This is a genomic window from Bradyrhizobium nivariense (genome assembly GCF_029846695.2).
Classification (GTDB): domain Bacteria; phylum Pseudomonadota; class Alphaproteobacteria; order Rhizobiales; family Xanthobacteraceae; genus Bradyrhizobium.
In genome coordinates this window covers 1-12501 of sequence record NZ_JARWCR020000091.1, presented here as the reverse complement: position 1 = coordinate 12501, position 12501 = coordinate 1, and the positions used below count along the sequence as shown (strand labels likewise).

General features: G+C 60.7%; 12 protein-coding genes and 1 pseudogene. 12 read left to right on the top strand and 1 reads right to left on the bottom strand.

Annotation, left to right across the window (positions count from 1 at the left end):
• The first annotated feature begins 6 nt into the window (after positions 1 to 6).
• From QCM77_RS40900 to QCM77_RS40845, 12 genes and pseudogenes are all read left to right on the top strand, one after another.
• Entirely contained in the window at positions 7 to 885 is an 879-nt protein-coding gene (locus QCM77_RS40900) for an ABC transporter permease (RefSeq protein WP_280096594.1), read from the top strand.
• 67 nt (positions 886 to 952) lie between these two features.
• Positions 953 to 1795, top strand: a pseudogene (locus QCM77_RS40895) (NAD(P)/FAD-dependent oxidoreductase).
• Between the two features lie 88 nt (positions 1796 to 1883).
• Positions 1884 to 3311: a threonine synthase gene (thrC, locus tag QCM77_RS40890; protein WP_280096593.1), complete on the top strand. Its 1428-nt coding sequence runs from the start codon at positions 1884 to 1886 to the stop codon at positions 3309 to 3311.
• 26 nt (positions 3312 to 3337) lie between these two features.
• Positions 3338 to 3616 (top strand): phosphotransferase, encoded by a 279-nt coding sequence (locus QCM77_RS40885; RefSeq protein ID WP_462804394.1) that lies wholly within the window; start codon positions 3338 to 3340, stop codon positions 3614 to 3616.
• Positions 3562 to 4278, top strand: coding sequence for a homoserine kinase (locus QCM77_RS40880; RefSeq protein ID WP_280096592.1), 717 nt, complete (start codon positions 3562 to 3564; stop codon positions 4276 to 4278). The genes QCM77_RS40885 and QCM77_RS40880 overlap by 55 nt, the downstream gene beginning before the upstream one ends.
• 32 nt (positions 4279 to 4310) lie before the next feature.
• Positions 4311 to 5513, top strand: a complete 1203-nt coding sequence (locus QCM77_RS40875) for a glycine C-acetyltransferase (protein WP_280096610.1) — start codon at positions 4311 to 4313, stop codon at positions 5511 to 5513.
• A 19-nt stretch (positions 5514 to 5532) separates the two neighbouring features.
• On the top strand, positions 5533 to 6561 hold the full coding sequence (gene tdh / locus QCM77_RS40870) for an L-threonine 3-dehydrogenase (protein ID WP_280096591.1): 1029 nt from the start codon (positions 5533 to 5535) through the stop codon (positions 6559 to 6561).
• 412 nt (positions 6562 to 6973) lie between these two features.
• The gene (locus QCM77_RS40865) at positions 6974 to 7846 is read left to right on the top strand and encodes a GNAT family N-acetyltransferase (RefSeq protein ID WP_280096590.1); all 873 of its coding nucleotides are present in this window, start codon (positions 6974 to 6976) and stop codon (positions 7844 to 7846) included.
• A gap of 11 nt (positions 7847 to 7857) precedes the next feature.
• Complete coding sequence (locus QCM77_RS40860; protein WP_280096589.1) at positions 7858 to 9051, top strand: alanine racemase; 1194 nt, start codon at positions 7858 to 7860, stop codon at positions 9049 to 9051.
• A 56-nt stretch (positions 9052 to 9107) separates the two neighbouring features.
• Entirely contained in the window at positions 9108 to 9326 is a 219-nt protein-coding gene (locus QCM77_RS40855; RefSeq protein ID WP_462804393.1) for a hypothetical protein, read from the top strand.
• Positions 9323 to 10780: an aldehyde dehydrogenase family protein gene (locus QCM77_RS40850; RefSeq protein ID WP_280096588.1), complete on the top strand. Its 1458-nt coding sequence runs from the start codon at positions 9323 to 9325 to the stop codon at positions 10778 to 10780. The genes QCM77_RS40855 and QCM77_RS40850 overlap by 4 nt, the downstream gene beginning before the upstream one ends.
• An 88-nt stretch (positions 10781 to 10868) precedes the next feature.
• Positions 10869 to 11822, top strand: coding sequence for an ornithine cyclodeaminase family protein (locus QCM77_RS40845; RefSeq protein ID WP_347882434.1), 954 nt, complete (start codon positions 10869 to 10871; stop codon positions 11820 to 11822).
• A gap of 45 nt (positions 11823 to 11867) precedes the next feature.
• Here QCM77_RS40845 and QCM77_RS40840 read toward each other — a convergent pair.
• Positions 11868 to 12501 (bottom strand): LysR substrate-binding domain-containing protein (locus tag QCM77_RS40840; protein WP_462804392.1); only part of this gene is annotated, 634 nt, incomplete at its 5' end.

The window sequence follows — 12501 nt, the reverse complement described above, 5'->3', positions numbered from 1 at the left end:
ACCGATATGACCACTCTCGCCGTAAGCACAGCTCCAAGCCGATGGTGGCACAGCCGCGCGGTACTCCGCTTCATGAACCATCGCCTGGCGCTGTTAGGCCTGGCAATGATCACGCTGCTGACGCTGGCATGCGTCTTGGGCCCCTATCTGCTGCCGTATGGCTCGCTCCACATCGACTTGCGCGCCCGCTTCGCGCCTCCAATGACCGGAAATCATTATCTTGGCACCGATCCGCTGGGCCGTGATTTGGCGGCTCGACTGTTAATGGCAGGACGGATCTCGCTGCTGGTGGGATTCTCGGCGATGCTATTATCGATAGTGATCGGAGCACTCGTCGGCGTGGTCGCGGGGTATCGCGGCGGCTGGATCAGCGCAGTCCTCATGCGTACGGTAGATGGCTTCTTGTCGTTTCCGTCGATCTTTCTCGTGCTGGCGCTGTCTGCAGCATTGCGGCCCAGCCCCGTCATGATCACGGTTATCATCGCACTCACCAAATGGATGGAAGTGGCCCGCATCGTCGAGGCCGAGGTTCGTTCGCTACGTGAGCGCGAGTTTGTCCAGGCTGGTCGGATGCTTGGGTTAAGCGGAACGCATATCATGTTCAGGGAGATCTTGCCCAACGCTATGGGTCCGATCATCGTAGCCGCCAGTTTGACGGTCGCCCGCGCGATACTTCTGGAAGCGTATATTAGCTTCCTCGGTTATGGGATCCAGCCGCCGCTTCCCAGTTGGGGCAACATGCTCAACGGCGCCCAGCAGTATCTGGCCAGCGCTCCCTGGCTCGCCATCATTCCCGGCGCTGCGATTACGATCGCGGTGACAAGCTTCAACTTCATCGGCGACGGGCTGCGCGACGCGCTCGACGTTCGAAACGACCACATTTGACACCTGAGTTCAACGCGACTCGAAGTACAAAACCAAGCAACGCCTGAAGACACGAGGAGCAAACGAAGTGCACGCGTCGAGAGTTGACGAGAAGGCTACGCCCTACTGGTGGGAAGCCGCACCGCTTAAGCCGTTGCCTCAACTGCCGTTGCCTAAGAAGCTCGACGTGCTGATCGTGGGTGCTGGCTATGCCGGCCTTTCGGCTGGGCTGGTGCTGGCGCGCGAGGGCCGCTCGGTTGCGGCCTTCGACGCGATGAATCCGGGCGAGGGAGCTTCGACGCGCAACCTCGGTGCAGGCGCGTCAGGTGCTGGTTTGCACAAATGGTTACACCGATGGAGCCGTTCCCTTCCTGCGCCGCAGGCTGGTCCCGGTTCGCAGCCGAATCATTGCAACCGAGGAGCTTGCACCGGAAGTCATGGCGCGGCTGATGCCAAAACGCATGATGATGACCGAGGACCGCCAGGTCGGTTTCTATTACCGACCTTCGCCCGACGGCAAACGCATCCTGTTAGGAGGGCGCGACAGCTCTCGTGTCGGCAATCCGGTGGCTCCGAAGCTCCAGCTGCGCAAGGGGCTGGTGAACCTTTTCCCGGAACTGGAGAATGTCCGCCCTTCGCACAGCTGGTTCGGCAACGTGGCGATGAATCGCGACATGCTGCCGCGCATTTTCGAAAAGGACGGTGTGGTCTAGCGATCGGCTTCTGTGGTTCAGGTGTCGTCTGGGCGCCCTGGATCGGTATGCGAGCGGCCCACAAGCTGATGGAAAACGACGAGGCGGCGCGAACTGCCTTTGACTTCCGTCCGCCGGCCTCCATCCCGCTCTATCGTGGCGACCCTTGGTTCATGCCCGCCATCATCTGGGGATATCGGATGCAGGATCGGTTCGCGCTGTGGCGCGACCGCCGCTGATGGCCGGAAGGACTATTGGGCATTCTCGAAGTTACAACGTAGGGCATGGACCCTAGGCGCACTGCCGTCTCTCGAAAGAAGAGTATCGATGCACTACGTATCCACACGCGGGCATTCAGGCCGCAAACAGTTCTGCGAGACATTGCTTGAAGGCCTCGCCGAGGATGGCGGGCTGTACGTACCTGAGACCTACCCGCGCATAGACGACGCTACGCTGGATGCGTGGCGTACCTTGTCCTATCCCAGCCTGGCTTTCGAAATCCTGTCGCTCTACGTCGGCGATATTCCGCCCGCTGACCTGAAGGAAATCTCTGAAAAGACCTATACGCCGGAGATCTTTGCAAGCCCTAGGGTCGCGCCGCTGCGAAAGCTGGAGACGGGTCTGTACCTCCAGGAGTTGTCGAACGGTCCCACGCTTGCGTTCAAGGACATGGCCATGCAGTTGCTCGGCAATCTGCTTGAGTACGAATTGGCGCGCCGGCACGAGGAATTGAACATTCTGGGGGCGACCAGTGGCGACACTGGCAGCGCGGCAGAATACGCAATGCGCGGCAAGAAAGGGGTGCGGGTCTTCATGATGTCGCCCCTCGGGCGGATGAGCGCCTTTCAGCAAGCTCAGATGTTCAGCCTGCAAGACGACAACATCCACAACATTGCCATAGAGGGGGTGTTCGACGATTGCCAAGACATTGTAAAGCGCGTGTCCAGCGATCTGCAATTCAAACGACGACATAGGATCGGTACTGTCAATTCGATCAACTGGGCCCGATTGGTAGCGCAAGTCATCTATTATTTTTCCGGTTACGTTCAGGCCAATGAAGAGAGGTCGGCAGGCGTTGACTTTACCGTGCCTTCAGGAAATTTCGGAAACATCTGCGCTGGTCACATTGCTCGCATGATGGGGCTTCCGATATCCCGTCTTGTCCTTGCGACCAACGAAAACGACGTGCTCGACGAATTTTTCCGCACCGGTGTTTATCGCGTCAGAAGCCGATCTGACACGCTTGAAACATCGAGCCCTTCCATGGACATTTCCAAGGCGTCAAATCTCGAGCGTTTCGTGTTCGACTTGCTCGGTCGCGACGCCAGTCGGACGAAATCACTGTTTGACGACCAACTCAGGGAACAAGGGTCGTTCGATCTTAGTGGTGATCCCAGATTCGCAAAGGCGGCGACGCATTTTGGCTTCCGCAGCGGAAAAAGCACCCATGCCGATCGGCTGGCGACGATCCGTGACACGTGGGACCGTTACAACACCATGATCGATCCACACACTGCAGATGGTGTGACGGTCGGGCGCTTACACGCAGCCACCAAGATGCCGATGATTGTGCTCGAGACTGCACTGCCAATCAAATTCGCTGCGACGATCAAGGAAGCGTTGGGCCGCCAGCCAGATCGCCCGCAACGGTTCGATCGAATAGAAGAGTTGCCGAAGCGAGTCAAAGTCCTTCCGCCGGATGCACAGACCATAAAGAACTACATCGCCGATGTCGTGCAGGGTGCAACCTGCTGAATTCCGGATTTAGGACTGTTTCAGCCATGGCCGTATTTACGGAATTGTCATTGGACGACGTCGCAGCGTTCTTTCGAGCGCTAAGTTTAAGCCGGCCTCGTTCCCTTCGCGGGGCCGCCACCGGAATTGAGAACACGAACTACTTCGTCGACACTGATGGGGGAGAGTATGTGCTCACGTTGTTTGAGCGCCTGACATTCGAGCAACTGCCGTTCTACCTCCACTTCATGAAGCATCTTGCGGCGCGGGAATGCCCGTCCCGGATCCGGTTGCTAACGCCAATGGCGCAATCCTTCACTCGCTGAAGCAGCGACCCGCAGTGGTCGTCAACAGGCTTCCGGGTGAAAGCGAGACCGAGCCTACGGCGGCACATTGTAGCTACGTGGGGGAGTTCCTGGCGCGGTTGCATCTGGCTGGGAGCGATTACCCACGACAACAAGTCAATCCGCGGGGCGTCGAATGGTGGAATGAGGTCGTGCAGGTGGTCGGCCGCTGCGTATCTGATGAACAGCGCTTGCTGCTGGCGAGTGAATTGGCCTTTCAGAACCAAATTGCTTTGTCCTCCACCTACAGACTCCCCAGAGGGCCGGTGCACGCCGATCTCTTTCGCGACAACGTGTTGTTCGAGAGGGGGCACCTGTCCGGCGTCTTTGATTTCTACTTTGCCGGATGCGACGCCTTTCTATTCGATGTTGCTGTGTGCCTCAACGACTGGTGCGTCGATAGCCGAACCGGCCGCCACGACGCTAAGCGAGCTGCCGCTTTTCTGGGAGCCTATGAGAGCGTCCGCTCGCTAACCCCCGCCGAGCACTTGCTGCTTCCTGCGATGCAGCGGGCAGGAGCGTTTCGGTTTTGGCTGTCGCGCCTCTGCGATCTGCCCCGCCAGGCTGCGCTCCTCAAGCCACATGATCCCGGCCACTTCGAGGGCATGTTGCGCGTGCTTCGGGGAGAGATCGGATCATCATGATCGTCCAAAGCGGTAGCAAAGATCGGGGCAACATGGCGGCGACTCTAGAAGGCCGGATACGCGAGCTGCTTTCGCAGATCCAGGCGGATGGTTTGTACAAGCGTGAGCGCGTCATCAATAGCGCCCAGGCCGGCCGGATTCGGGTCGTTTCCCAGGATTCGGAGCGCGAACTGGTAAATCTCTGCGCTAACAACTACCTAGGCTTGGCCGATCATCCCGATGTGATCGCCGCCGCCAAGCGGGGCCTGGATGAGTTCGGATTTGGCATGGCGTCAGTGCGCTTCATCTGCGGTACGCAATCCCTTCACCGTGAGCTCGAGCGAACGATCGCGCGCTACTTGAACAAGGATGACGCCATTCTGTTCGCTGCATGCTTCGACGCCAATGGCGGGGTCTTCGAACCGCTGCTGGACGCCGATGACGCCATCATTTCCGATTCCCTCAATCACGCTTCTATTATCGACGGAGTGCGCCTCTGCAAGGCAAGGCGCTACCGGTTCACCAACGGCGACATGAACGACCTTGAGGATCGTCTCAAGGAAGCAGACAGGGGAGGGGCCCGTTTCAAATTGATCGCCACGGACGGCGTGTTCTCCATGGACGGGTACATCGCCAACCTCGCCACTATCTGCGACCTGGCCGAAAGATACGGCGCCGTCGTCATGGTCGATGACTGCCATGCGACCGGCCACCTGGGCGAAGCCGGCCGCGGCACTCCCACGCTGACAGGCACCAGTCGGAAGGTCGATATTGTGACCGGAACGCTCGGCAAGAGCTTGGGTGGCGCGATGGGCGGTTTTGTTGCCGCGTCGCAATCCATCATCGATCTACTTCGACAGCGAGCGCGTCCCTATCTCTTCTCCAACAGCCTCGCCCCGGCAGTGGCAGCGGGATCGATCAAGGCCATTGCGATCGCAGAGGGAGCCGACGACCGCCGGCAACTCCTCGCGGCGCATGCTCGGCGCTTTCGTTCCGGGTTGGAAAAGGCTGGCTTCGAAATGCTCCCGGGAGAGACGCCAATCATTCCAGTAATGCTGCACGAGGCGCGGCTGGCACAGGAGATGGCGGTCGCGCTTGATGAACGCGGCGTCTACGTCGCCCCTTTCTTCTATCCCGTAGTACCAAAAGGAAGAGCGCGCATCAGGACACAGATGTCCGCCGCTCTGACCGAGCAAGACGTTGAATTGGCCGTCGATGCCTTTACGGACGCCGGCAAAGCGCTTGGCGTGATTTGAGAGTTAGAAAGGTGTTCTCATGAAAGCTCTGGTCAAAGCAGCAGCCGAGCCGGGTCTCTGGCTCGGCGAACGGGCGATCCCGCAGATCGGGCCGGATGACGTTCTCATAAAGGTCAATAAGACCGGGATCTGCGGCACGGATATTCACATCTATGCTTGGGACGATTGGGCGCAGCGTACCGTACCTGTCCCGATGGTCGTCGGCCACGAGTATGCAGGCGAGATCGCTGAGGTCGGCGCGAACGTCAAAAGTGTCGTCATTGGACAGCGTGTTTCGGGCGAGGGGCACGTTGTTGGCAGCAGCAGTCGGGCCGCGCGTGGAGGGCGGTTTCACCTGGATCCTGAAACCAAGGGGATCGGTGTCAACATTCCCGGGGCTTTTGCGGAATATCTGCGTTTGCCCGCCTTCAATGTCGTACCGCTTCCTGACACGATCGACGACGAGATCGGGGCTATCCTTGATCCACTAGGCAACGCCGTCCACACCGCGTTGTCGTTCGACCTTGTCGGCGAGGATGTGCTCATCACCGGAGCAGGTCCTATTGGCATCATGAGCGCTGCAGTTGCCCGGCACGTCGGTGCGCGACATGTCGTGATCACCGACGTGAATCCGTACCGTTTGGCCTTGGCGTCTGATGTCGCCGACGTTGTTCCCGTCGACGTGACCAAACAGGATCTTCGGTCTGTGATGCAGGGCCTCCGAATGAAGGAAGGGTTCGACGTCGGGCTGGAGATGAGTGGTGCTCCCGCGGCATTCGATCAACTGGTCGAAAACTTGGTGATGGGTGGAAAGATAGCAATGCTTGGGATCCCGGCTCGACCGGCGACGGTCGACTGGACCAAGGTTGTGTTCAAGATGCTCACGGTTAAGGGCGTCTATGGTCGGGAGATGTTCGAGACCTGGCACAAGATGCTCGCAATGCTCGAGAGCGGTCTCGACGTCCGAAAAATCATAACGCACCGCCTGCCGGTCGCAGAGTTCAAGACCGGATTTGAGATCATGCGGACCGGCAACTGTGGCAAGGCTGTCCTGGACTGGGGGGCATGAAAACCATCATGCAAGGCATAGACTACACCCGGTCCTTTTCCAAGATGCGGCGGCTTCTGCGGTTCAGGCGTGGTCTGGCCGCCGTGGATCGGTATGCATGCGGCCATAAGCGACCAGGAGGCACCGCCTTCCGCTTCCGTCCGCCGGCCTCCATTCCGCTCCATCGGGCATTCCACGGTCATGCCCGACATTTCGCAGGGATGCGGAACCGCGGCGCGAGTCGGTGACAGCAGATCGTCTCTTCAAGCGTATGATCAATGCAATACCCTGCTGAACTTTGCTTCCGTCTGATTGCGTAATGCTGTCGGACCCAAGATACGCTGCAGCTCGCGCGAGCATCGTCAGATGGAATCTCGCCGCGTCAGGCACCGGCGATTAGTCCGACAACCCGAGCAAGAGACGTCGACCTATCATGACAACCGCAGTTACCCAGGCCGGAGAACGCGAGAATGAAGACGTGGCCCTGGTCCCTTTCGCGAGAGCGCATCTGGAAGGTGCCCTGAAGCTCTCGCAGGAGATGTCTTGGCCGTACCTGCTCAAGGATTGGGATTTTGCGTTGCAGCTTGGCCGCGGTTTCGTGGTGACGATTGCAGGTGCCGTGGTGGGGACCGCGCTCTGGTGGCCTTACGGCGATACCCATGCTTCCACCGGAATGATCATCGTCTCGAAAACCGTTCAGGGGCGTGGTTACGGGGCCCGGCTGATGGACGCGCTGCTCGCGGCGGCACGACCACGGATCATCACGCTGAATTCGACTGTCGAAGGCATGGCGCTTTACCAGCGCCGTGGCTTCATCCCCATCGGGGTCATCCACCAGCATCACGGAATTCCCAGTGAGCGCCATGAGGCGCCGGGTCCGTGCTTTGTCAGGGCAATGGCTCCATCGGATCTCGCGGCGATCGTCGGTCTCGATTACGAGGCCACCGGCTGGACGAGGAGCGAAATGCTGAACCGGCTGATCGAGGTCGGCGACGGTTATGTCCTGCTGCGTGATGGCATAGCTCGCGGCTACGCCATTTCCCGTCTCTTCGGCCGTGGGCATGTCATCGGTCCTGTAGTCGCCGAAAGCCCGACCGATGCGCGCGCATTGATCGAGGCCGCGCTCGCGCCCCTCGGGAGTGTTTTCGTCCGGATCGATACCTCTACCAACTCGCATCTCGGGGAGTGGCTCGAAGGCATCGGGCTGCAGCAGGTCAGCGACGCCACCACCATGGTCCTTGGGACGCAGATGCCAACAACCGGGCCGGCGCGCACGTTCGCGCTCGCCAACCAGTCATTCGGTTAGGAGACATCGGGATGCTGCGCTTGGAGATGCATGGAACGGATATCCCGAACGCCGGAACGGGCGAGACGGCCACGACAGTCGGGGCGCTGGCGACGCCGGCGCTCCTGCTTGACAGGGACCGGCTGGATCGCAATCTCGGCCGTCTGTCCTCTCGGATGGCCGCGCGGGGCGTCGTGCTGCGTCCCCATATGAAAACTGCGAAGTCCATCGAGGTAGCCCGACGCGCCTTTCCGTCCGGGTTCGGGCCGATCACCGTCTCCACGTTGGCGGAGGCGGAGTACTTCGCGCAGCACGGTTTTCGGGACATGACTTATGCCGTGGGCGTGGCACCGCACACCGCTGAGAGGGCGATGCGTCTCCGGAAAGCCGGCCTCGACCTCAAGGTGCTGCTCGATTCGTCCGAGCAGGCTAAGATTCTGGGCGAGGCAGGCCGCGCCGCTGCTGTGACGCCATCCGCCTTCATCGAGATCGACTGCGACGGCCACCGCGGCGGTCTGACCGCCACCGATTCCAGACTTATCGCCGTCGCGGTCGCCCTGGCCGAGGCCGGCGTCAAGCTGGCCGGCGTTCTCACTCACGCGGGCGAATCCTACAGCCTTTGCACGCCCGATACCCTCGTCGCGGCTGTGGAGAACGAAAGGGCCGTGGCTGTGGCCGCCGCAGAGACGCTGCGGGCGGCGGGGCATGAATGCCCGGTCGTGAGCGTCGGTTCAACACCGACCGCCCATTTCGGCGACGACCTGACCGGCGTCACGGAAATGCGGGCCGGTGTGTACATGTTCTTCGATCTGGTGATGCACGGTGTCGGCGTCTGCACCACGGACGACATCGCGATCTCGGTTCTCACCACCGTCATCGGAACGAAGCCGGAGAAGGGCTGGATTTTGGTCGATGCGGGCTGGATGGCGCTGTCACGCGATCGCGGCACCGCGGCGCAGCAGATCGACCAGGGTTATGGTCTCGTCTGCGATCTGTCCGGCAAACTCTACCCGGACCTGATCGTCGCGCAGGCGAGCCAGGAGCACGGCATCCTCGCCATTAGATCCGGATCGGCTGCAACCCTGCCGGATCTGCCGATCGGCACGAAGGCCAGGATTTTGCCCAACCACGCCTGCGCCACGGCGTCACAGCACGAGCTGTACAATGTCATCTCCGCGGGAAGCGACGCAATCGAAGCTCAGTGGCCGCGAATGCGCGGCTGGTAGACCTGAAACAGAGCTGGGCGGCGATTTGCACATGCCCAGCATACAGATAGCGAGATATGAAACTCACATCCTATTGGCTGGACACGTCGGAGCCATTCAAGAGTGCCTCCGCAGGACCGGTGCAGGGCACTTGCGACGTTGCGGTGATTGGCGGTGGCTTGATCGGCTCTTCGGCCGCTCTAGCTCTCGCCAAGAAGGGCGCACGCGATCTCGGTCCTCCCTGGTTCCTTCCGCGGGTCGGCGCCTATTATCGGATCAAGGATTGCTTCCAATGACCTCGCCCATTCGACACCTGACGGAAGCCGGCTTCCTCGGAAAATTCTACATCGATGGAGAATGGCGGAAGCCGATCGGATCGGCGACGGCGGTTGTCATTAGCCCTGCGACCGAGCAGCCGATCGCCGAAGTCGCGCTCGGCAACAATGAGGACGTAGACCGCGCTGTCTCCGCCGCAGAACGAGCCTTTGCCGGCTGGTCTTGCAAGTCGGCTGCGGAACGGGCGGCGCTGCTCGACCGGATCCATGGTTTGATCCTCGAGCGGCTGGAACTGTTCGCACAGGCACTCACGAGCGAGATGGGGGCCGCGATCACCTATGCGCGCCGCGCCCAGGTGCCGCTGGCCGCCGAACACATCCGCGTCGCGCGTGACAATCTCGCGACCTATTCTTTCATCAGTCCGCGCGGCAGCACCGCCATCATGCGGGAGGCCATCGGCGTCTGCGGTCTCATCACCCCCTGGAACTGGCCTCTCTACCAGATCACCGCCAAGGTCGGTCCCGCGCTCGCGGCCGGTTGCACGGTGGTGTTGAAGCCGAGCGAATTGTCGCCCCTGAGTGCTTTGCTGTTCGCGGAAGTGATGGACGATGCCGGTTGTCCGCCCGGCGTGTTCAACCTCGTCAACGGGACTGGTCCCGTCGTGGGGACCGGCCTGGCGTCGCATCCGAAGGTGGACATGATCTCGATCACCGGCTCGACGCGGGCGGGCGTTCTCGTCGCGCAAGCGGCGGCGCCCACCATCAAGCGCGTTGCCCAGGAACTCGGCGGCAAGTCGCCGAACATCATTTTGCCGGACGCCGAGCTGAGCCGGGCCGTTCCGCTCGGTGTCGGCGCCGCCTTCCGCAATCTCGGCCAATCCTGCAGTGCACCGACGCGCATGCTTGTGTCCCGCTCGCAGATGGCGAAGGTCGATGTCCTGGCCGCAGCGGCCGCCTCTGAACTGTTGGTCGGTGATCCGCTCGCGGAAAGCACGACCCATGGTCCGATCGCCAACCGGCCGCAGTTCGAGCGTGTCCAGACCATGATCGGCGTCGGCCTTGAGGAAGGAGCCAAGCTTGTCTTTGGCGGGCCGGGGCGGCCCGAGAACCTTCAGATCGGCCTCTATGCGCAGCCGACGATCTTCTCGAACGTCCGTCGCGACATGAGGATTGCGCACGAGGAGATCTTCGGCCCGGTGCTGTCGATCATTCCCTACGACAGCATCGAGGAGGCGATTGAGATTGCCAATGACACGGTCTATGGCCTCGGCGCCCATGTGCAAGGCACGAATATCGAGACGGTGCGGACGGTCGCTGGGCAGATCCGGTCGGGTCAAGTCCATATCAACTATCCCGACTGGGACCCGAACGCACCCTTTGGCGGATACAAGCGTTCCGGCAACGGCCGGGAATACGGCCTTGAGGGCATGGAAGAATATCTCGAGACCAAGGCCGTTCTCGGATTCTATCGATGAAACGCTACCTCTGGGCGAGCCGTTCAGAACCAGGGTGCCGCATGTCGGCGACCCGTTCGCGCAGATTGAATAGGATTGGATGAAGGCCATGGTGACATTTATCTCGGAAAGCGATTCGAACCGCCTCATCTCGCATGAATCGGCGTTCGAGGCCGTCCGGAAGGCGCTCGTTGCGGCGGCTTCTCCCAATGCGAAAGTGTTTCCGGCCGTGATCGCACAGGCGTCGGATCCGCAGAACACATTCTCGCTCAAGTCGGGTTCGACGCCCGAGCTGGCCGGCCTCAAGGTCGGCTCGTTCTGGCCCAACAACCCCAGCAAAGGCCGGCCGCGCCATAGCTCGACGATCTTCCTGATCGACCAGGATAGCGGGCGGATCGGCGCGGTCGTCGAGGCTTCGGCCGTCAATGCCTATCGAACGGCTGCGGCCGACGCGGTGGCGGCAAATGCACTCGCGCGACCGGAATCTGAAACATTGGCGATCTTCGGCGCAGGCAACCAGGCGTTGTTCGAATGCTGTGCCCTTGCTCGCATCCTTCCGCTGAAGCACTTGCATGTCGTCGCGCGCAATCGTGACAAGGCCAATCATTTCGCGACTAAACTGTTGTCGCGTGGTGTGAAACTCGACATCCATATTTCGACGGCGGAAGAGGCGTGTCGTCAAGCGGACATCATCGTCACCGCGACGCCTTCGCGGGTCCCGCTGTTCAAGTCGGAATGGATCCGTCCGGGCACACACATCGCCGGCATGGGGTCCGACGCGCGCGGCAAGCGGGAGTTGCCGAGCGAGATTTTCGCGCGTGCAACGCTTTTTTGCGATCTGCCGGAGCAATCGATCCAGATCGGGGAATTCCAGCATATTCGTGAAAGGATCGAAAGCGGCGAATTCGTTTTAAACGCAATCGGCGCGGTGCTCGAAGGGCGCTGTCCGGGCAGGATCGCGCGGGAAGATATCACCGTCTTCGACAGCTCCGGGATTGCTCTCCAGGATCTCTATATCGGCCAATTTCTCCTCTCGGCAAGCCAGGCAGCGCCGAACCCTTGAGGCGCACGGACCTAAACCGGAAGCAAGTCCACTGCGCACCCTAGACTAAATGAAATTGCACTGTTCTTGCAGCCATAGAGCAAGATCGTGTGCTTTCCCGGACAGTTCATTTTCTCCTGTCCAGATTAGACCATAGTGGCTTTCGTCGGGATCGAAACCGGCAGGTGCGATCAGCCGCCCTCTATCTATATCGTCGGTTGCAAGGACCCGCGGGCTGAGGGCAACGCCCAACCCCGCCGATGCGGCTTCAACGATAAGGAAGTGGTGGTCATAGAAGCGAATCTCCGTGGGGCGCCGCACCGACGGGTGGATGGAAAGCCATCGCGACCAAGCGTCCGGCCGGGTCTTTGAACCTAAGGCGATGTACTTCCCCGAGGCAAACGCTGGCGCGAGCTGAGGGCTCATGACCGGTCCTACCTTTTCAGGAAAAAGGCGCCGGACATGCCACGCCTCCGGGAGCGCAAAGTCGAGCCGCCGTATGGCAAGATCGATCCGGTCGCGGCGAAACTCGACGGCGCCGCCACCGACTGACAGATGTAGAGCGATATCGGGGGAGCTATCGCCCAAAGTTGGTGACGGCGGGAATCGGGAAGGCGGCATATCGTGGGGGTGCTTGACGCCTCCACTTCTCCACCGAAGGAGCGATATGCCGTGTCCAACGATAACGTCATCCAGCTGA